The organism is Neisseria sp. P0022.S009 (genome assembly GCF_051956675.1).
In the GTDB taxonomy this organism is placed as follows: domain Bacteria; phylum Pseudomonadota; class Gammaproteobacteria; order Burkholderiales; family Neisseriaceae; genus Neisseria.
The window spans coordinates 300,251-319,667 of record NZ_JBQCXE010000003.1 but is presented as its reverse complement, the minus strand read 5'-3'; the positions used below and the strand labels follow the sequence as shown (position 1 = coordinate 319,667).

At 50.9% G+C, this 19,417-nt stretch carries 19 protein-coding genes; 7 read left to right on the top strand and 12 right to left on the bottom strand.

The annotated features are described in order from the left end of the window. The first annotated feature begins 210 nt into the window (after positions 1-210). Both ACTHUG_RS06650 and smc read left to right on the top strand, forming a co-directional pair. Entirely contained in the window at positions 211-1,005 is a 795-nt protein-coding gene (locus ACTHUG_RS06650) for a thymidylate synthase (protein ID WP_036491762.1), read from the top strand. Positions 1,006-1,139: 134 nt separating this feature from the next. Next, positions 1,140-4,625 (top strand): chromosome segregation protein SMC, encoded by a 3,486-nt coding sequence (smc, locus tag ACTHUG_RS06645; RefSeq protein WP_440385628.1) that lies wholly within the window; start codon positions 1,140-1,142, stop codon positions 4,623-4,625. 93 nt (positions 4,626-4,718) lie between these two features. On the opposite strand, the gene ACTHUG_RS06640 is transcribed toward smc, so the two are convergent. The 3 genes from ACTHUG_RS06640 to pmbA form a co-directional block, all read right to left on the bottom strand. Next, positions 4,719-5,228: a cold-shock protein gene (locus tag ACTHUG_RS06640; RefSeq protein WP_440385629.1), complete on the bottom strand. Its 510-nt coding sequence runs from the start codon at positions 5,226-5,228 to the stop codon at positions 4,719-4,721. A gap of 154 nt (positions 5,229-5,382) precedes the next feature. Beyond that, positions 5,383-6,552 carry a glycosyltransferase gene (locus ACTHUG_RS06635; protein WP_440385630.1) on the bottom strand — a complete coding sequence of 390 codons (1,170 nt, stop codon included), beginning with the start codon at positions 6,550-6,552 and terminating at the stop codon, positions 5,383-5,385. A gap of 87 nt (positions 6,553-6,639) precedes the next feature. Further along, a complete protein-coding gene (pmbA, locus tag ACTHUG_RS06630) occupies positions 6,640-7,971 on the bottom strand; it encodes a metalloprotease PmbA (RefSeq protein ID WP_440385631.1) in 1,332 nt (443 codons plus the stop codon). A gap of 124 nt (positions 7,972-8,095) precedes the next feature. On the opposite strand from pmbA, the gene yjgA reads away from it, so the two are divergent. The 4 genes from yjgA (at position 8,096) to ACTHUG_RS06610 (ending at position 12,165) form a co-directional block, all read left to right on the top strand. Continuing rightward, complete coding sequence (gene yjgA / locus ACTHUG_RS06625; RefSeq protein WP_004519422.1) at positions 8,096-8,629, top strand: ribosome biogenesis factor YjgA; 534 nt, start codon at positions 8,096-8,098, stop codon at positions 8,627-8,629. A 71-nt stretch (positions 8,630-8,700) separates the two neighbouring features. Beyond that, a complete protein-coding gene (locus ACTHUG_RS06620) occupies positions 8,701-9,411 on the top strand; it encodes a hypothetical protein (protein ID WP_440385632.1) in 711 nt (236 codons plus the stop codon). Between the two features lie 100 nt (positions 9,412-9,511). After that, positions 9,512-11,212, top strand: a complete 1,701-nt coding sequence (gene recJ, locus ACTHUG_RS06615; RefSeq protein WP_440385633.1) for a single-stranded-DNA-specific exonuclease RecJ — start codon at positions 9,512-9,514, stop codon at positions 11,210-11,212. Positions 11,213-11,229: 17 nt separating this feature from the next. Beyond that, positions 11,230-12,165 carry a DMT family transporter gene (locus tag ACTHUG_RS06610; RefSeq protein ID WP_440385634.1) on the top strand — a complete coding sequence of 312 codons (936 nt, stop codon included), beginning with the start codon at positions 11,230-11,232 and terminating at the stop codon, positions 12,163-12,165. A 69-nt stretch (positions 12,166-12,234) separates the two neighbouring features. On the opposite strand, the gene ACTHUG_RS06605 is transcribed toward ACTHUG_RS06610, so the two are convergent. From ACTHUG_RS06605 to ACTHUG_RS06565, 9 genes are all read right to left on the bottom strand, one after another. Continuing rightward, positions 12,235-13,218: a hypothetical protein gene (locus ACTHUG_RS06605; protein WP_440385635.1), complete on the bottom strand. Its 984-nt coding sequence runs from the start codon at positions 13,216-13,218 to the stop codon at positions 12,235-12,237. Between the two features lie 18 nt (positions 13,219-13,236). Continuing rightward, positions 13,237-13,668, bottom strand: a complete 432-nt coding sequence (locus tag ACTHUG_RS06600) for a hypothetical protein (RefSeq protein ID WP_440385636.1) — start codon at positions 13,666-13,668, stop codon at positions 13,237-13,239. A gap of 19 nt (positions 13,669-13,687) precedes the next feature. Further along, positions 13,688-14,119, bottom strand: coding sequence for a lysozyme inhibitor LprI family protein (locus ACTHUG_RS06595; RefSeq protein WP_440385637.1), 432 nt, complete (start codon positions 14,117-14,119; stop codon positions 13,688-13,690). A gap of 26 nt (positions 14,120-14,145) precedes the next feature. After that, positions 14,146-14,607, bottom strand: coding sequence for a hypothetical protein (locus tag ACTHUG_RS06590; RefSeq protein WP_440385638.1), 462 nt, complete (start codon positions 14,605-14,607; stop codon positions 14,146-14,148). A 17-nt stretch (positions 14,608-14,624) separates the two neighbouring features. After that, positions 14,625-15,056 carry a hypothetical protein gene (locus ACTHUG_RS06585; protein WP_440385639.1) on the bottom strand — a complete coding sequence of 144 codons (432 nt, stop codon included), beginning with the start codon at positions 15,054-15,056 and terminating at the stop codon, positions 14,625-14,627. A gap of 149 nt (positions 15,057-15,205) precedes the next feature. Then, entirely contained in the window at positions 15,206-15,505 is a 300-nt protein-coding gene (locus ACTHUG_RS06580; protein ID WP_440385640.1) for a hypothetical protein, read from the bottom strand. A gap of 17 nt (positions 15,506-15,522) precedes the next feature. Further along, positions 15,523-15,954, bottom strand: a complete 432-nt coding sequence (locus ACTHUG_RS06575) for a hypothetical protein (protein WP_440385641.1) — start codon at positions 15,952-15,954, stop codon at positions 15,523-15,525. A 17-nt stretch (positions 15,955-15,971) separates the two neighbouring features. Then, a complete protein-coding gene (locus ACTHUG_RS06570) occupies positions 15,972-16,403 on the bottom strand; it encodes a hypothetical protein (RefSeq protein ID WP_440385642.1) in 432 nt (143 codons plus the stop codon). Between the two features lie 102 nt (positions 16,404-16,505). Continuing rightward, the gene (locus ACTHUG_RS06565; RefSeq protein ID WP_070823367.1) at positions 16,506-17,987 is read right to left on the bottom strand and encodes an aldehyde dehydrogenase family protein; all 1,482 of its coding nucleotides are present in this window, start codon (positions 17,985-17,987) and stop codon (positions 16,506-16,508) included. Between the two features lie 340 nt (positions 17,988-18,327). Between ACTHUG_RS06565 and adhP the strand changes: the two genes are divergently transcribed. Then, complete coding sequence (gene adhP, locus ACTHUG_RS06560) at positions 18,328-19,371, top strand: alcohol dehydrogenase AdhP (protein ID WP_250614989.1); 1,044 nt, start codon at positions 18,328-18,330, stop codon at positions 19,369-19,371. The last annotated feature ends 46 nt before the right edge of the window (positions 19,372-19,417 follow it).

Below are 19,417 nucleotides of genomic sequence, written 5' to 3'. Positions count from 1 at the left end.
TAATTAAACTAGAAAATTTCAAAATTTTTTTTGTAAAAATTTTATTTGGCTCAAAATTTCTTGTAAATAAATGCTAAATTGTCAACATTATTAACGGATATACGCTAAGCCTAGAGGAAGGGTTGGCCCATTGCAGACAAAGAGGCAGGCCGTCTGAAAATTCGGTACAATACGCATCAAATTCCCACAACACATACATTAAGGAAACTCATGAAAGCCTATCACGACCTTATGCGCCATGTCCTCGACAATGGTATCGACAAATCCGACCGTACCGGCACCGGCACGCGTTCCGTGTTCGGTTACCAAATGCGTTTTGATTTGAGTGAAGGCTTTCCGCTGTTGACCACCAAAAAACTGCATCTTCGCTCAATTATTCATGAGCTGCTTTGGTTTCTCAAAGGCGATACCAACATCAAATACCTGAAAGACAACAACGTTTCCATTTGGGACGAATGGGCGGATGAAAACGGCGATTTAGGCCCGGTTTACGGCTACCAATGGCGCAGCTGGCCCGCACCCGACGGCCGCCATATCGACCAAATTGCCAATGTGGTGGAACAAATCAAGAAAAATCCCGACTCGCGCCGCCTGATTGTGTCCGCATGGAATCCCGCTTTGGTCGATGAAATGGCCTTGCCGCCTTGCCACGCGCTGTTTCAGTTTTACGTTGCCAACGGCAAACTGTCCTGCCAGCTTTACCAACGCAGCGCCGATATCTTCCTTGGCGTACCGTTCAACATCGCCAGCTACGCATTGTTGACCATGATGATGGCGCAAGTGTGCGGCCTGGAAGCCGGTGAGTTTATCCATACGTTTGGCGATGCCCATTTGTACAGCAACCATATCGAGCAGGCCCGACTGCAATTAAGCCGCGATTTCCGAAGCCTGCCGACCATGAAAATCAACCCTGAAGTCAAAGACTTGTTTGCCTTCAAATTTGAAGACTTCGAGCTGGAAGGCTATGATCCGCATCCGCACATCAAAGCAGCCGTATCGGTGTAATCCAAGTTAAAAAACAAAAGGCCGTCTGAAACTTCAGACGGCCTTTTTATTTGATTTGAGTTGTCAGATTTTCTCTCAACGGATAAGCGTATTTCCGTTAAAATACGCCTTCTTTTCCGATTCGAAACATTGCCATGCGCCTGACCCACATCAAACTCTCCGGCTTCAAATCTTTTACCGACCCGACCACGATTCATGTTCCGGGGCAGCTTGTTGCGGTTATCGGGCCGAACGGCTGCGGCAAGTCGAATGTGATTGACGCGGTGCGCTGGGTGTTGGGCGAGGCTTCGGCGAAGCAGCTTCGCGGCGAGAGTATGCAGGACGTGATTTTTAACGGTGCGGCGACGCGCCGTCCTGCGCCGAGGGCTTCGGTGGAGCTGGTGTTTGACAACAGCGACCACAGTTTGCAGGGTGCGTGGGGGCAGTATGCCGAGGTGAGCATCAAGCGGCAGCTGACGCGTCAGGGCGAATCGACTTATTTCATCAACAATCAGACCGTGCGCCGCCGCGACATTACCGATTTGTTCTTGGGTACGGGAGTAGGTGCGCGCGGTTATGCCGTTATCGAGCAGGGGATGATTTCGCGCATCATCGAAGCGCGGCCGGAGGAGTTGCGCGCCTATATCGAGGAAGCGGCGGGCGTGTCCAAATATAAGGAACGCCGCAAGGAGACGGAAGGCCGTCTGAAAGACACGCGCGAGCATTTGCAGCGTTTGGGCGATTTGCAGAACGAGTTGGCGCGTCAGGTGGAGAAGCTGGAAAAACAAGCCGAAACTGCCGAACGCTACAAATCCCTGACCGCGCAGTTGAACCAACAACAGGATTTGCTCGATTACGCCCAATGGCAGCAATCGCTTGCCGCCGCCGATAAGGCGACCGCGCAACATCAGTCTTTGCAGGCGCAGCAGGACGAAACCGCCGCGCAGGTTCAGGCGTTAAATGACGAAGTACACGCCTTGCAGACTGCAGAGCAGTCGCAGCAGCAGGCAGTACACGAATTGAGCAACAAACGCGGCGTGTTGCGCGAGCAGATTGCCCGTTTGGAAGAACAAATCCGCCATCAACAAAACCTGCACCAACGCATCGAACGCGACAAGCAGGCGGCTCAGGCGCAGTTGCAACGCATCCATCAGGAGCAGCAGCAAATCCGCGTGAAGCTGGAAGAAAACGAGTTGCTGGTAGAAGAAAAGCAAACCGAATTGGCAGAGTGGGCGATGCAGGTTGCCGAACACGAAGAGCGTCTGCCCGAATTGGAAGAAGCCCAAGCCACGCTTAACGCCGCCTTCCAAACCCAGCAGGACGAGGCAAACCGCATCCGTCGCGAACTGGCGTTGAAGCAGCAGCAGCTTGCCCATGCCGAACAAACCGTTGCCAAGCACGAAGAGCGCAAAGGCCGTCTGAAACAGGAAAACCAAGCCCTGAACCTGCCCGACGAAGCCGAAACCGCCGCCGCACAAGAAGCCGCCGCCTTGTTACAAAGCCAGCAAGAGCATTACGAAGAACAAATCATTGCCGCCGAAGAAGCCTTACACGCCGTCCGCGAGGCGTTTCAGACGGCCTCAAACCGTTTCCAAAGCCTGAAGCAGCAACACATCACCTTGCAGGCACAGCAGCAGGCGTTGTCGCAAATCCTGTCGCAACAGCAGGAAGCCGCCGACTTCTGGCAGGCAACCGACCACGCCGCCGCGCCGCAACTGTGGCAACACATCACCGCGCCCGCTGAGTGGCAGCACGCCTTGTCCGTCATCCTTGCCGAACGCCTGCACGCCCGCGCCGTGCCGCACGGTTTCGTGCCTCCCGCGCCTTTGCCGCAAGGGCAGGCGGCATGGCTTTCAGACGACCTCTCCGGCGGCATCAAAAAATCCCTGCCCGTACAGGCATTGCTGAACCAAATCCAAGCGCAGCCGCCGTTTCAGACGGTATTGCACCACTGGCTCGACGGCGTATTGTGCGCGCCCGATTTGAGCTACGCCCTCGCGCATCAAAACGATTTGGGCGCACACCAAATCTGGCTCACGCCCGAAGGCCATCAGGTCGACAAAGTTAGCGTCCTGCTCTATGCCAAACCCGCGCAGGAAAGCCTGATTGCCCAAAAAGCGCGTCTCGACGGCATCGCGTCCGAACTGGAAAACCTCGCCCCCGAACTTTCCGCCGCCGAAGCCGCGTTCAAACAGGCGGAGGCCACCGTGCGCTCATCCGAAGTGCAACATAAAAATCTGATGCAGCAGCAACAGCAGCACACGCGCCAGTACAGCCAGGCGCAGCAACGCGCCGCCGAACTTCTGGCGCGCACCAACCAAGGGCAAATCCGCCGCGAACACATCGAGCGCGAACTGGCGCAGTTGGCGGAAGAGCAGACCGTGTTGCAACACACGTCCGACGGGCTTTCAGACGACATCGCTACTTTGCAGGAAGCCGCCGCCGAACTCGAACACCAACAGCAAACCACCGCGCACAGCCGCCAAGAGCAGCAAGGCCGTCTGAAACAGGCGCAGCTTGCCCTATTGGAAGCCAACCGCCAATACGGGCTGGCTGAAGTTGCCGTCCACAAGCTCAACCAGCAAAAACAAAACTACCAGCAGCAAATCGCCCGGCTCGAACAGCAAACCCTAGACTGGCAGGAACGCCAGCAAGAGCTTGCCCTTGCCTATGAAACTGAGTTCCAAAACGACGAGCAGCACATCAAGCTCGACGAGCTGACCGAAGCCGTACACACGCTGGACGAAGAATACATCGCCGTGCAGGAAAAACTCGCGCAGATTCAGGAGCAGGGCAGGGAACAATACGCCCGCGTACAAGCCCTGCAAACCAAGCTGCCGCAGCTTCAGGCAGCCACCCAAACCGCCCTGTTGCAGCAGCAGGAAGCCCTGATTAACGCCAAACGCTACCATCAAAACCTGACCGAACGCGCCGCCGATTTGGACGCGCTCGAAGCGTTGGCGAAAGAATCGCCGAAAGTATTGAACAGCAGCATCGGCAGCCTCACCCAGCAAATCGAAGCCCTCGGCGCCGTCAACCTTGCCGCCCTGCAAGAACTCGAAGAAGCGCGCGAACGCGACGGCTACTACCGCAGCCAGAGCGAAGACGTGCAGGCCGCCATCACCCTTTTGGAAGAAGCCATCGCCCAAATCGACGACAAAACCAAAGCGCGTTTCAAAGAAACCTTCGATGCCGTCAACGGCAAAGTCCAAACCTTCTTCCCGACCCTGTTCGGCGGCGGCGAAGCCACCCTCAAAATGATAGGCGACGACCTCCTGACCGCCGGCGTGTCCATCATGGCGCGCCCGCCCGGCAAGAAAAACAGCACCATCCACCTTCTCTCCGGCGGCGAAAAAGCCCTCACCGCCATGAGCCTCGTGTTCGCCCTGTTCAGCCTCAACCCCGCCCCCTTCTGCCTCTTGGACGAAGTCGACGCCCCGCTGGACGACGCCAACACCTCGCGTTTCTGCAACCTGGTCAAAGAAATGTCGGCGCAAACCCAGTTCCTCTACATCTCCCACAACCGCCTGACCATGGAAATGGCGGAGCAGCTGGTCGGCGTAACCATGCAGGAAAAAGGCGTATCACGCGTCGTTGCCGTGGACATCAAACAGGCGTTGGAAATGGCCGAACCGAATTGAGGTAAGAATAAAGGCCGTCTGAAAGAATGAGGAAGAAATCTATCATTTCATCTTCCCATTTTTTCAGACGGCCTTTTTGTATTGGATAAAGCGTTATTGTTTCGATGTATTATCTTTTGCGCGTTGAGGTTGCTTTGCGCGTTGGTTGCTGCGGTTGACCGCATCGCGCCATGCTTTGCGTTCGGCTTCGATTTTGGCGGCTACTTCGTGAACCATGGTTTCTTGTTTTTTGACGGCCGGCTCTTTTGGTGTGTTGTCGGAAAAGTGGAGGCCGTACCACAAGGCGGCGAAAATGCTGCAGACGAAGATCACGGCAATCAAGCCGACGATGGCTTGTTTGCCGGCGAGGGGTTTTTCGGGGGGAGGGACGAGGACGTCAAAGCAGTCGGCGCAATCGAGGGCGAAGCAGACGTTTTCGGCTTCTTTGCGGCCGCGTCGGCCTTCTGTGATGTTGAAGGAGATGTGTTGCCCTTCGGCCGGAAGGCGGGTAAGGGTGGTGAAGGCGGCAAGGGCAAGAAAGATTTCTTGGCCTGTGTCTTCTATGGTAGCGGCGCCGAAGCCGCGCTTGCTGTTCCAGCGAGTAATCGTTCCGTAATAGCGCATAATGTATGTGGGGATATTATTATAGGTAACAGTTTTTCTTTTGACTGATTTTAAATCAAAAAGTTTAGTTATTGTCTTAATTTTACACTAGATTTATTTTGTTGGAAGAAGGCGGGCCGTCTGAAGGATTTCAGACGGCCTGCATGGTTTATGCCTATTTGTTAAGCACTTTTTGGAAGGTGTCGATCAGGTGTTGCGCTATGGCTCGGCTGCCGAATTGTTGCAGGCAATCTTGGCGCAAGCGGACGGGATCGTAGTGTGCATGGTTTTCGTAGAGGGTGAGCAATGCTTTGGTCAGTTCCGGTATGTTTTCGATTGGCACCAGCAGGCCGTTGTCGGAAGTAACGATGGATTCGGGGCCGCCGCAGCGTGTGGCGATAACGGGCAAACCTTGCGACAGTGCTTCGATATAGACGACGCCGAAGGTTTCGGTACGGCTGGCGAGGATGAATGCGTTGCTGTGGCGCATGAGGTCTAGGGTTTGGTCGGTGGTCAATGCGCCGGTAAAGGTAACGGCGTGGTTGATGCCCAAGTCGCTTGCCAGTTGTTTCAGACGGCCTTCTTCTGCGCCGCCGCCGCCGATTTTGAGTTTGAGTTGCGGATAGGTTTTGAGTGCTTCGGCAAAGGCAGGCAGGAGCAGGTCGTGGCCTTTGAGGTGGCGCAGGTGGGAGACGCTGCAGAAGGTGAAGTCTTGATGGTTTTTTTCGGGGAACTCGAAATCCTGTTCAAAATTGCCGCCCAGCATATTGGGCAGGTATTGCCAGTCTGTACCGGCGTAGGTTTTTTCGAGAATGCGGCAGAAATCACGACTGACGGCGAACCGTGCCGCGCTGTGGCGCACGGCTTCGTGCATGGACGGCCATTGGTTTTTGCGGACAAGGCCGCGTGAAATGGCGCTGCTGTGTTCGGTAATCACATAGGGAATGCCGTATTTTTTGAAGATGGCGCAGGCCAAAATGGCGGCGTAGTTGACGCAATGGGCGTGAATCACGTCGGGTTTGCCGTTGTCGGCGATATAGGCTTCAAAAGCTTTCATGCCTGCGTTGACCCAGCGGATGCGGTCGATATCGACAACCGGGCAGCGCGGGAAGAAATACATGCTGTCGTAGGCGTAAGTGTTGAGTCCGCCTTGCTGATGGCGGCGCAGGCCGTAGAAGCGCGAGAAGATGGTTTTCGGCTGACTTCTCAAGTAGCGGAACATGGGCACGACCATGCCGATTTTCATGCCTTCGCGTTGCAGGGCTTGGGCTTGGAGGCGGAAAAAGATTCCGTCCACGTCGGTTTCGGAAGAGGGGTACCAAGAGGGGATGACGACAATATGCATGATGTGTTTTTTATGGAAGTAGATAACGGCGAGGCCGTCTGAAAAGAAAAGATATCTTTCAGACGGCCTTTTGTATATTTAGTTCAATCAGTTGCCGGCAACCGTCATTTTGGAAACCAAGACGGAGCCGATTTGGTTGGACGAACGGCGTAATGCGTCGTTTGCCACGCCGGTGATGTCGCGGTACATATCCTGCAAACGTCCGGCAATGGTGATTTCCTGAACCGGATAGGCAATGACGCCGTTTTCCACCCAAAATCCGGCCGCGCCGCGCGAGTAGTCGCCGGTAATGGTGTTGACGCCTTGTCCCATCAATTCGGTAACCAGCAAACCTGTCCCCATTTCTTTCAACAGGTCGGCCTGCGTGGCGTGGGTGTGGTTCAGATACAGATTGTGCGCGCCGCCGGCGTTGCCCGTTGTCTGCATGCCGAGTTTTTTCGCGCTGTAACTGCTGAGGAAATAGCCTTCGACGACGCCGTCTTTCACCACAAAACGCGGCTGCGTGGCCACGCCCTCGGCATCGAAATAAGTGCTGCGGAACGAGCGCAGGATATGCGGTTCTTCACGAAGGCTGAGAAACTCGGGAAGCACCTGTTTGCCGATGCTGTCAATCAGGAAGCTGCTTTGGCGGTAGAGCGCGCCGCCGCTGAGTGCGCCGATAAGGTGGCCGATTAAGCCGACGGCGACAGTGGTGTCGAACAGTACGGGATAGCTGCCGGTCGGAACGCTGCGGCTGTTCAGACGGCGTAAAGTCCGTTCGGCTGCGGTTTGGCCGATGAGTTCGGGCGCGTCCATGTCTTCGTGACGGCAGGAAGAATCGTACCAATAGTCGCGCTGCATGCCGTGTTCGTCGCTGGCGACTACGCTGCAAGAAATGCTGTGGTGCGTGCTTTGCTGATGTGCGGCAAAGCCGTGGGTGTTGCCGTAAACGTATTGGTAATGGCCGGTATGAACCGATGCGCCTTCGGAATTTTCAATGCGTTTGTCCGTTGACAGCGCGGCCTGTTCGCATTGCTTGGCCAAATCAATGGCGGATTCGGTACTCAAATCCCATTCGTGGTAGCGGTCGAGGTCACCGATATGGGTTGCCATCAAGGCAGCATCGGCAAGGCCGGCGCAATCGTCTTCGGCGGTATAGCGCGCAATATCGATGGCGGCCTTGACCGTATCTTGCAGGGCGCGTTCGGAGAAGTCGGCAGTGCTGGCGCGGCCTTTGCGTTGGCCGACATAGACCGTAATGTCTAAAGATTTGTCTTGTTGGAACTCGATTTGTTCGATTTCGCCCAGGCGCACGCTGACACTTTGGCCGAGCGACTCGCTGAAATCGGCTTCGGCCGAGGTGGCGCCGGATTGTTTGGCCAAATCCAGCGTGTGTCCGCACAAGCGCAACAGCTCGTCCGGTGTGTGGTTAAACAGCATAAAAAGGTTTCCTGACAGGGTTTTGCGGCATTTTAACCGTTTCAGACGGCCACTGCAAAAATCGCACGGAAAGGCCGTCTGAAAACTGATAAAATAGGCAGATTCAGAAAATCAGGTAAACACAATGTTTGAACAAGAAGATGAATGGGTCAGCAAAACCCAAATGAAAAAGCAAATGAACGATTTGCAGGCTTTGGGTATGGAACTGACCAAGCTCTCCAGCGATACGCTGAAAAAAATCGGCTTGGACGAAGAGCTGTTCGAGGCCATTGCCACCTATAAAAAAATCACGTCCAACAGCGCGCTCAAACGCCAAGCCCAATTTATCGGCCGCCTGATGCGCGATACCGACCCCGCACCCATCGAAGCCTATTTGGCCAAACTGCGCGGTGACAATGCAGCACACAATGCCTTTTTGCAACGCGTCGAGCAGGCGCGTACCCGACTGTTGGCAGACGATGGTGCGATTACCCAATTTATGGCCGATTTTCCGCAGGCCGACGCCGGTAAATTGCGCACCTTAATCCGCAACACCAAAAAAGAGCAGGAACAAAACAAACCGCCGAAAAACTTCCGCGCGCTGTTCCAAGAAATTAAAGCAGTGATGGAGGCCGGTCAATCCGATGCTTCAGAAGAAGGGCAGGATTGGGAGGAATAAACCTTAAGGCCGTCTGAAAACGGATTGCGGTTTTCAGACGGCCTGTATCGTAATACCGAAGGAGGATGACCATGAAATTTCGCTACTTTGTACCTGCTTTGTTAATCAGTGCACTAACCCTGAATGGTTGTACTGCCTTTCTTTGGGGAGGCAACAACCCGTTCCATAAAACCACAACCGAAAAAACCGTTGCCAAAGACAAGATTCACGCATTTGGCGTGGTTGCCAAAGACAATACGCAATTGGAAACAGGCAGCTTGGTCATGATGGGCAAAAAATATTGGTTTGTCGTTAATCCTAAAGATTCGGCCAAGTTGAAGGCGGTCTTGGATGTTAAATTGGACAAACAGTTTCAAATGGTTCAGCAAAACCCAAGATATGCGTATGAGGCTTTGCCGGTCGAATTGAAATCCCCTGAAGCGCAAACGTTCCGTTCAAAATTCTGCCTGCGTTACGATACTCAAAAAGCTGCCGAGATTGCCAAGTTGAAACAGTTGGCGTTCAAGCCGGTCGAACTCGATGACGAAACTGTCTACACACGGTGTATTTCTACCGAAGGTCATTATTATGCGACGCCGAAAAATGTTGCCGAAGACCGCCGTTTTGACACTGCCGTCCCGGTCAGAATTTATTATACGGAAACCAAAAAAAGCACAGACGTTCAGAAGTTGACGGAGAATATCCTGCAAACACCATTTACATTGGCTTTGGACGCAGTCGGCGCAGTGATAGCAGTCCCCTATGTCGTAGTCAGTGAAATTATCGATGCTTCACGCAAATAATATCCAAGGCCGTCTGAAAACGGATTGCAGGTTTCAGACGGCCTCCTCCTTAAAATAAACGCTTAAAAATATTAATTTTTTCTCTTTAAACCCACACACCATGTCTGTCAAAATCCAAACACGTTCCATTAATCCGACTGTTTTCAACGACTTGCTCACTGCCGGTACCGATCCTTTGATTGCGCGGCTGTGTGCTGCGCGTGATGTGCAAAGTCCGGCCGAGTTGGATGACAAGCTTGCTGCGCTTTTGCCGTATCAAACGCTGACAAACTGCGAAGCCGCCGCCCGCCGTCTGGCGGATGCCATCGAGCGCAAGGAAAAAATCCTGATTGTCGCCGACTACGATGCCGACGGCGCGACCGCGTGTTCCGTCGGTATGAGCGGCTTGGCGGCGATGGGCGCGGCGGTGGATTTCCTCGTACCCAACCGCTTCGAACATGGCTACGGTTTAACGCCCGAGCTTGCCGAAATCGCGGCAGAGCAAGGCGTGGATTTATTGGTAACGGTGGATAACGGTATCGCCAGCATTGCAGGCGTGGCGCGTGCGCAGGAGTTGGGTTTGGATGTGATTGTAACCGACCACCACCTGCCTGCCGAGACCGTACCCGACTGCATCATTGTCAATCCGAACCAAAAAGGCTGCGGTTTCCAAAGCAAAAGCTTGGCGGGCGTGGGCGTGATTTTCTATGTATTAATGGCTTTGCGTGCCGAACTGCGCCGCCGCAATTATTTTTCAGACGGCATGAAAGAGCCGAATCTGGGTGAACTTTTGGATTTGGTCGCACTCGGCACCGTCGCCGACGTTGTCCCCCTCGACCACAACAACCGCATCCTCGTATCGCAAGGTTTGAAACGGATGCGTTCGGGCAAGATGCGCCCCGGTATCCGCGCTTTGTTTGAAGTGGCGCGGCGCGATTGGCGCAAGGCGCAGCCGTTTGATATGGGCTTTGCGTTGGGGCCGCGCATTAACGCCGCCGGACGGCTGGACGATATGTCGGTCGGCATTGCCTGCCTGTTGGCGCGAGATGATGCCGAAGCACAGGAACTGGCGGCCCAGTTAAATAACCTCAATATCGAACGCCGCGAAATCGAGCAGTCTATGCTGCAAGACGCGCTGAATGATTTTCCTGAAACCTTGCCTCCAGGGCAGACGACTTTGGTGGCGTATCGCGACGACTTCCATCAAGGCGTGGTTGGCATTGTTGCCAGCCGTCTCAAAGACCGTTTTTATCGTCCGACCATCGTGTTTGCGCCTGCGGACAACGGCGAAGTGCGCGGTTCGGGGCGTTCCATTCCCAACCTGCACCTGCGCGACGCTTTGGATTTGGTGTCCAAACGCCATCCCGATTTGATTTTGAAATTCGGCGGACACGCGATGGCGGCGGGTTTGAGCATACTTGAACACAATATTCCCGCATTTCAGACGGCCTTTGAAGAAGCCGTGCGCGAGATGGTGTGCGAAGACGATTTGTCGCAAACCTATATTACCGACGGCAGCCTGCCCGCCCGCGATATTACGCTGGAACAGGCGCAGAACCTTGCCCGGCATGTTTGGGGGCAGGGCTTCGCGCCGCCGAGTTTTACCGACGAATTTCACGTCATCCGCCAGCAGCCTTTGGGCGCGGAGGGCAAACACAAAAAAGTCTGGCTGCAAAAAGACGGCTACGAATTTGAAGCCATGTTCTGGCGTTGCAGCGAAGACATTCCTGAATACATCCGCACGGTGTACCGCCCCGTTGCCAACGAATGGCGGAACAATCTCGAATTGCAGCTTTATATCGACTACTGGGAAGCCGCGTAAATAAAGGCCGTCTGAGGATGAAGAAACAAAAACCTTGGCTCGGCTTTTCATTGGCGCTGCTTGCCACCATGACTTGGGGCTCGTTGCCGGTCATCGCTCAACAAGCCTTAAAAGCCGTCGATGCGCCCACGCTGGTGTGGATACGCTTTTTAGTGGCTTCGCTGGTGTTGTTTGCGTTGTTGGGGCTGACCGGCAAGCTGCCGAGGCCGTCTGAATTTTCCAAGCAAACCTTGTTTTTATTGGTGTTGGGCATTATCGGCATTTCCGCCAACTTCGTGCTTGTTGCCATGGGTTTGCACTATATTTCGCCGACAACTACGCAGGTGTTGTGGCAGCTTTCGCCCTTTACCATGATTTTGGTCGGCGTTGGCGTGTTTAAAGAAGCCTTTACTCATTGGCAAAAAATCGGCTTGATGCTTTTGCTGACGGGTTTGGTCATGTTTTTCAACGATAAATTCGGCGAACTTTTTAGCTTGGGCAGCTACGCGGTCGGGGTAATCATGGCGGCTTCGGGCAGCATGATTTGGGTGTGCTACGGCGTGGCGCAAAAACTTCTGTCCAAACATTTCAATTCGCAACAAATCCTGCTCATGATTTATTTTTGCAGCAGCTTTGTTTTCCTGCCGTTTGCCGAACCGTCGCAAATCGCCCATATCGGCAATCCGTTCTTATGGGGCTGCTTTATCTATTGCTGCTTAAACACGCTGATCGGCTACGGTTCATTCGGCGAAGCGCTCAATCATTGGGACGCTTCAAAAGTCAGTATTGTTACCACGCTGATACCCGTATTTACCATGATATTTTCCACCATCGGTCATTACCTTGCCCCTGATTATTTTGCCGCTTCGGATATGAATATCGTCAGCTATGTGGGTGCCATGGTGGTTGTGGCCGGGGCATTGCTGGCTGTGGCCGGAGAGAAAGTGATGGGGCTTTTTTTGAGAAAGATATAAAGCATTTATTGCGAAACAGAATAAACAAGGCCGTCTGAACCAGGTTTCAGACGGCCTCATGTGAAACGATCAGCCGAAAGACCGCCCACCAAATTCCCTTTCCGCAGGATTCTGCTGCACAGAAATTTCCCTCGCTGCCGTTTGTTGCTGTTCCTGTTCCATTCTTTCCTGCACTTTGGCATTGAAAGCATCAACAACTTCGCGGTTTTCCGCCAAAACTTGTTCGGCGAAAGAGCTGTCCTTATCGTTGAGCAAGCCTTGAACCAAGGCATGGAATTTATCTGCTTGGGATAGCGATTTTTCGCGGGTCGGAGCGGTAACATCCTCGATGTGTTTGTCTCTGCGACGGGCATCGGCGGGATGTTTGACACCGTAAGCCGTATTCATACGGAAGTTTTTTAAATCTTCCATATCCAGTTTGCCTTCGACTTTGACCTGTCGTCCTCCCGGCAGCCTTACTCCGTTATCTTCTTTACTCTGGCTGAGGAACTCCACCAAAGCTTCGTTTACTTTTTTGCCATATTGGTTGCCTATATCGGCAATAAAGACTTGTGCCTGCATATTGGATTGCAGGAATTGCTTGTTTTCAAGATTTGTGATTTTAGAAATAACTTTATGGACTTCACCAACTTTTTTATTAAGAACTTTAACATAATCCCGATTGATTAATGAGATACCGGTTTCGGAAGCCAAAGCCTGATTCAATTTCGGTTTCAGATTTTGATACACCTGTTTGTCTTCGGCAGACATTTTATTGAATGGCTTGTATAGATGGATTTGCATCTGCTTTATTTCATTATCGGAAATAAAACGGTTGCCTTTTGAGTCTGTTGCCTCTCGCGCAATCCGTTCCAACAAATTCCTCCCTTCATTATTGCCGCCTATGTCGTACTGGATGGGGCCGAAACTCGGACCGCTGGAAGCCTTCTCCGCATTCGATATTTTGTACGCGCCGCGCCCGCCCGACAATTCGTTTACCATCATGGCTTGATGGATATAGTATTTCAAACCGTCTTCCGGTTTCAGATGGTCTCCGCCTGTAAAACGACTCATATCAGTCTCCTAAAAAAATTAAAAACGTTCCAATGCTTTTAAGTGATATTGTGTTTGTTGAACGTCACACAGATAGAGGATTTTATCTGAAGGAGTTTTCAAATCGGTTGTGATTGTCGGGTCGGAACAAAGTTCCTCCTTATAAGCCTTCCATTTTGAGCGGATGCTTGCAAAATACTGTTTTGTCAAGCCATGAAGTTTTTGGTCTTTGGCAGTGGCACGTCGAAATAAATCTTCGTACTTCTTATCTAATGCAATTTCAAAATCTAATAGGGTAAGCCTCAAACAATCTTCATCCATTTGGTCAACAGGTTCGGGACAAAGATTCTTTTCCTGTTTTGGTTTAACGGCATTTGCAGCTTTTCCAGACGACCCTGTCGCACCGACACAGGCGGCGGATGTCATTATTACCAGCAACGGCAGAATGTAACGGATTTTGTGTTTCGACATATCAGTCTCTTAAAAAAAATCAAAAACGCTCCAATGCCTTCAAATGATGTTGTGTTTGTTCGATATAACACATATAAAAAACTCTATCCGCCGGTGATTTTAAATCAGTCGTTACCGTCGGATCATCACAGAGTTCGTCCCGATAAGCCTCCCATTTTGAGCGGACGCTTGTGAAATACTGTTTGGATAAACCGTGCAGTTTTTTGTCTTTGGTGGCAGCCCGCCTAAATAAATCTTTATATTTTGTGTTCAATTTGCCTTCGAACTCCCTTGATGTAAGCCTCAAACAATCATCGTCCATTTCTTTTACAGGTTCGGGACAAAGATTATTTTCCTTCTGCGGTTTAAGCGCATTTGTAGCTTTTTCAGACGACCCTGTCGCACCGACACAGGCGGCGGATGCCATCACGGCCAGCAGCGGCAGAATGTAACGGATTTTGTGTTTCGACATATCAGTCTCCTAACTATCTATCAGTTTTATAAAGAATTTTCAAAGCGTTCCAACGCTTTCAAATGGTTTAAATTCTGTTCGAACCTGCAAATACGTATGTAGCGTCCTGCAAGAGGACGAACTTTCGTCGCAACGGATGGGTCTGAACACAGCATTTCCGTATAACTTTCCCAATTCTTACGGATAGTCAAAAAATATTCTTTGGATACTCCATTCAATTTGGGGTCTTTTGAATCGATACGGTGCAGCAGATTTTCGTATTTCTTATTCAATTGCTTTTCCAACCTCATACTGAAAATATCCACACATTCATAGCCTTGTCCGTCTATGTCTTTCATCATGCTCTGAGGGCAAATGTCCTTATTGTCCTGTTTTTGCATTGTTATCTTTGGAACAGCCTTTTCAGACGGCCCCGCCGCACCGACACAGGCGGCGGATGTCATTATTGCCAGCAACGGCAGAATGTAACGGATTTTGTGTTTTGACATATCAGTTTCCTAAAAAATTAAAAACGTTCCAATGCCTTCAAATGAAGCTGCGTCTGTTCGATAGCGCAAAGAGTGTGAATCCGATCCGCCGGTGTTTTCAAATCGGTCGTTACCGTCGGGTCGTAACATAGTTCGTCCTGATAAGCCTCCCATTTTGAGCGGATGCTTGTAAAATACTGTTTTGTCATGCCATGAAGTTTTTGGTCTTTGGTAGCGGCACGTCGAAATAAATCTTTGTACTTCATGTCCAGTTTGTTTTCAAGTTTCAGCAGAGTAATTTCTAAACAATCTTCATCCATTTGGTCAACAGGTTCGGGACAAAGATTCTTTTCCTGTTTCGGTTTAACGGCATTTGCAGCTTTATCAGACGACCCTGCCGCACTGACACAGGTAGCGGATGTCATTATTGCCAGCAACGGCAGAATGTAACGGATTTTGTGTTTCGACATATCAGTTTCCTAAAAAATTAAAAACGTTCCAATGCCTTCAAATGAAGCTGCGTCTGTTCGATGGCGCAAAGAGTGTGAATCCGATCCGCCGGTGTTTTCAAATCGGTCGTTACCGTCGGGTCGTAACATAGTTCGTCCTGATAAGCCTCCTATTTTGAGCGGATGCTTGCAAAATACTGTTTTGTCATGCCATGGAGTTTTCGGTCTTTGGCAGTGGCACGTCGAAATAAATCTTCGTACTTCTTATCTAATGCAATTTCAAAATCTAACAGGGTAAGCCTCAAACAATCTTCATCCATTTGGTCAACAGGTTCGGGACAAAGATTCTTTTCCTGTTTCGGTTTAACGGCATTTGCAGCTTTTTCAGACGACCCTGCCGCACCGACACAGGCGGCGGATGTCATCACGGCTAGCAGTGGCAGAATGTAACGGATTTTGTGTTTCGACATATCAGTTTCCTAAAAAATTAAAAACGTTCCAATGCTTTTAAATGGTGTTGTGTTTGTTGAACGTCACACAGATAGAGGATTTTGTCTGAAGGAGTTTTCAAGTCGGTTGTGATTGTCGGGTCGGAACAAAGTTCCTCCTTATAAGCCTTCCATTTTGAACGGACGTTTATAAAATATTGTTTGGACAGCCCATGTAGCTTTGAATCTTTGGTAGCGGCACGTCGAAATAAATCTTTGTACTTCATGTCCAGTTTGTTTTCAAGTTTCAGCAGAGTAATTTCTAAACAATCTTCATCCATTTGGTCAACAGGTTCGGGACAAAGATTCTTTTCCTGTTTCGGTTTAACGGCATTTGCAGCTTTTCCAGACGGCCCTGCCGCACCGACACAGACGGCGGATGTCATTATTGCCAGCAACGGCAGAATATAACGGATTTTGTGTTTCGGCATATCAGTTTCCTAAAAAATTAAAAACGTTCCAATGCTTTTAAATGAAGTTTCGTCTGTTCAATGGCGCAAAGAGAATAAATCCTGTCAGCAGGTGTTTTCAAATCGGTCGTTACCGTCGGGTCGTCACAAAGTTCTTCTTTGTAAGCCTCCCATTTCGAGCGGACGCTTGCAAAATACTGTTTGGACAATCCGTGCAGTTTTTGGTCTTTGGCTGCTGTCCGTCGGAACAGTTCTTCATACTTCTTATTCAACTTATCCTCGAATTTCCCTAAAGTAATACTCAAGCAATCATCGCTCATCAGATTGACAGGCTCTGGACAAATAGCTCTGTTCTGTTGCTTTGCATCTTTTTCGTTAGTTTTTTCAGACGGCCTCAACGCACCGACACAGGCAGCGGATACCATCACGGCTAGCAGTGGCAGAATGTAACGGATTTTGTGTTTCGACATAATTTATCTCCTAAAAAAGTTATTGTGTAATTGATAGGGCCGTCTGAAACAGGTTTCAGACGGCCTTTTATGTTCTAAATCAGATTAATGTGAATTGCCGAATCAATAGAAGCCTTCGCGTTCTTCACGGGTGCTGATGTAGATGTTTTTCACTTGGGTGTAGGCGGCGAGCATCATTTTGTGGGTTTCGCGGCCGATACCTGAAGTTTTGTAGCCGCCAAACGGCGCGCCGGCAGGCAGGCGGTTGTAGCAGTTCACCCAAACGCGACCGGTTTCCAATGCGTTGGAAACGCGCAGGCAGCGGTTGATGTCGGTACTCCACACTGCGCCGCCTAAGCCGTATTCGCTGTCGTTGGCCATTTTGATGACTTCTTCTTCAGTTTTGAATTTAATCACGGTGGCAACCGGGCCGAAGATTTCTTCTTGGGCAACGCGGGCTTCGTTGCTGCTGGCCTCAATCAAAGTAGGCTCGACAAATTCGCCTTTGCCCAAGTCGCCTTCGATTTTTTTACCGCCGGTAATGATGCGGCAGCCTTCTTGTTCGCCGATTTTGACGTATTTCAAAATGGTCTCGAGTTGACCGGCATTGACTTGCGAACCCATTTGGGTGTCGTCTTCCCAAGGCAGGCCGACTTTGATTTTTTTGAATTCTTCAGCCAAAGCATTGACGAATTTGTCGTAAATGCCTTCTTGTACAAAAATGCGCGAACCGGCGCAGCACACTTGGCCTTGGTTGAACAAAATACCTTTTTGCGCGCCTTCGAGGGCTTTGTCGAAAGGCATATCGTCGAAGAAGATGTTGGCGGATTTGCCACCCAATTCCAAAGTGGACGGAATCAGTAATTCGGCGGCGGCGATGCCGACGCGGCGGCCGACTTCGGTTGAGCCGGTAAAGGCCAGTTTGTTGAAGCCTTTGTGGTGCAGCATGTATTCGCCGGATTTGGAACCGCGGCCGGTAATCACGTTCAACACGCCTTTAGGCAGCAAGTGGTTGATTTTTTGAGCGAAGGACAACAAGCTCAATGAGGTGCTGGAAGAAGGGTGGATGACGATGGTACAACCTGCGGCCAATGCCGGCGCGATTTTCCATGCGGCCATCAAGAATGGGAAGTTCCAAGGAATGATTTGGCCGACAACGCCGATCGGTTCGCGCAAAACGATGGACAGGTCTTCGGCATCAAGCTGGGTTGCCGTGCCTTCTTCGCCGCGGATAACGCTGGCGAAATAGCGGAAATGGTCGGAAGCCAAAGGTACGTCGGCGGCGCGGGTTTCGCGGATGGGTTTGCCGTTGTCCAAGGTTTCTTGCAGGGCAAACAATTCGGCGTTTTCGTCAATTACATCGGCGATTTTGTTCAAAATGGCCGCGCGTTCGGCAGTCGTGGTTTTACGCCATGTTTTGAACGCTTCTTGCGCAGCGGCCACGGCAGCATCGACATCGGCGTCGGTTGCGTCTGTGAACTTGGCCAACTCATCGCCATTGGCAGGGTTGTAAGAGGATAAAAGTTTGCCTTCGCTACCTTTCGTCCATTCGCCGTTGATTAAAAGGCCGTATTCTTTATCAAACACATTTAAATCTTTTGCCATAATGCTGTCTCCTTAATGAATGGGAAGGCGTGTTTCTGCGCCATAAAAACAGCTTATGCTTTTTTCTTTTTAGGTTCAAGTACTAAAAATGAGAATGTTCTCAAAATTTACGTTTGCAATGTTGTTTCATGTAGCAGGCCGTCTGAAAAATAAAGGATTTGATTGAAATGAAAGTGCATTTGTTAATATATTTAAAGATTCAGAAGGCCTGAATAGGATTTGTTATGGTATAACATCATAACTCATTGTTTTGAAAAAGATTATGGGTTGACGGCTTCGAACATGGGGAGTATTCTCATTTATAGCTAAACAGTTTTTTCGACACTCTAGGAGACACTCCATGAAAATGCATGCTGTGGTAGTAAACAAAGATGTAGCAGGTGATGTAGAAGTTGTTGAACGCGAACTGCGTCCGCTGGAATACGGCGAGGCGTTGGTGGAAGTTGAGTATTGCGGTGTGTGCCACACCGACTTGCACGTTGCGGCAGGCGATTACGGCGACAAACCGGGTCGCGTGTTGGGACACGAAGGCATCGGTTTAGTTAAAGAAGTTGCCGACGGTGTGAAAAATCTGAAAGTCGGCGACCGTGTCAGCATTGCATGGCTGTTCCAAAGCTGCGGTTCTTGCGAATACTGCAATACCGGCCGCGAAACCTTGTGCCGCTCTGTATTGAACGCAGGCTATACTGCCGACGGCGGCATGGCGACCCACTGTATCGTGAGTGCCGATTACGCGGTCAAAGTTCCTGAAGGTTTGGATCCTGCGCAAGCTTCCAGCATTACTTGTGCCGGTGTGACCACTTATAAAGCCATTAAAGTTTCCGGCGTCCGTCCGGGCCAATGGATTGCGATTTACGGCGCAGGCGGTTTGGGTAACTTGGCGGTTCAATACGCGAAAAAAGTATTTGGCGCGCACGTTGTTGCCGTTGACGTCAACGATGACAAACTGGCTTTTGCCAAAGAAACCGGTGCGGATTTGGTAATCAATGCCGCCAAAGAAGATGCGGCTCAAGTCATCCAAGAGAAAACCGGCGGCGCACACGCAGCTGTTGTCACAGCCGTATCCGCTGCTGCCTTCAATTCAGGCGTTAACTGCGTCCGCGCAGGCGGTCGTGTTGTTGCAGTCGGCTTGCCACCTGAGTCTATGGACTTGTCTATCCCACGTTTGGTATTGGACGGCATCGAAGTGGTCGGCTCCCTGGTCGGTACCCGCAAAGATTTGGAAGAAGCATTCCAATTCGGCGCAGAAGGTTTGGTTGTACCTAAAGTCGAATTGCGTGCTTTGGATGAAGCGCCTGCCATCTTCCAAGAAATGCGCGAAGGTAAAATTACCGGCCGTATGGTGATTGATATGAACAAAGAGTGCAGCTGCATTCATCACTAATCAAATGATTCCGTGACAAAAAGGCCGTCTGAAACTTTTCAGACGG

Excerpts from the sequence above, each read along its gene's own strand:
- smc (WP_440385628.1), top strand. The coding sequence starts at position 1,140 with ATGCGCCTGACCCACATCAAACTCTCCGGCTTCAAATCTTTTACCGAC.
- ACTHUG_RS06635 (WP_440385630.1), bottom strand. The coding sequence starts at position 6,552 with ATGCATATTGTCGTCATCCCCTCTTGGTACCCCTCTTCCGAAACCGAC.
- ACTHUG_RS06610 (WP_440385634.1), top strand. The coding sequence starts at position 11,230 with ATGAAGAAACAAAAACCTTGGCTCGGCTTTTCATTGGCGCTGCTTGCC.
- ACTHUG_RS06580 (WP_440385640.1), bottom strand. The coding sequence starts at position 15,505 with ATGTCGAAACACAAAATCCGTTACATTCTGCCACTGCTAGCCGTGATG.
- ACTHUG_RS06585 (WP_440385639.1), bottom strand. The coding sequence starts at position 15,056 with ATGTCGAAACACAAAATCCGTTACATTCTGCCGTTGCTGGCAATAATG.
- recJ (WP_440385633.1), top strand. The coding sequence starts at position 9,512 with ATGTCTGTCAAAATCCAAACACGTTCCATTAATCCGACTGTTTTCAAC.
- ACTHUG_RS06605 (WP_440385635.1), bottom strand. The coding sequence starts at position 13,218 with ATGAGTCGTTTTACAGGCGGAGACCATCTGAAACCGGAAGACGGTTTG.
- ACTHUG_RS06565 (WP_070823367.1), bottom strand. The coding sequence starts at position 17,987 with ATGGCAAAAGATTTAAATGTGTTTGATAAAGAATACGGCCTTTTAATC.
- ACTHUG_RS06620 (WP_440385632.1), top strand. The coding sequence starts at position 8,701 with ATGAAATTTCGCTACTTTGTACCTGCTTTGTTAATCAGTGCACTAACC.
- ACTHUG_RS06595 (WP_440385637.1), bottom strand. The coding sequence starts at position 14,119 with ATGTCGAAACACAAAATCCGTTACATTCTGCCGCTGCTGGCCGTGATG.
- ACTHUG_RS06575 (WP_440385641.1), bottom strand. The coding sequence starts at position 15,954 with ATGCCGAAACACAAAATCCGTTATATTCTGCCGTTGCTGGCAATAATG.
- ACTHUG_RS06640 (WP_440385629.1), bottom strand. The coding sequence starts at position 5,228 with ATGCGCTATTACGGAACGATTACTCGCTGGAACAGCAAGCGCGGCTTC.
- pmbA (WP_440385631.1), bottom strand. The coding sequence starts at position 7,971 with ATGCTGTTTAACCACACACCGGACGAGCTGTTGCGCTTGTGCGGACAC.
- ACTHUG_RS06590 (WP_440385638.1), bottom strand. The coding sequence starts at position 14,607 with ATGTCAAAACACAAAATCCGTTACATTCTGCCGTTGCTGGCAATAATG.
- ACTHUG_RS06570 (WP_440385642.1), bottom strand. The coding sequence starts at position 16,403 with ATGTCGAAACACAAAATCCGTTACATTCTGCCACTGCTAGCCGTGATG.
- adhP (WP_250614989.1), top strand. The coding sequence starts at position 18,328 with ATGAAAATGCATGCTGTGGTAGTAAACAAAGATGTAGCAGGTGATGTA.
- yjgA (WP_004519422.1), top strand. The coding sequence starts at position 8,096 with ATGTTTGAACAAGAAGATGAATGGGTCAGCAAAACCCAAATGAAAAAG.
- ACTHUG_RS06600 (WP_440385636.1), bottom strand. The coding sequence starts at position 13,668 with ATGTCGAAACACAAAATCCGTTACATTCTGCCGTTGCTGGTAATAATG.
- ACTHUG_RS06650 (WP_036491762.1), top strand. The coding sequence starts at position 211 with ATGAAAGCCTATCACGACCTTATGCGCCATGTCCTCGACAATGGTATC.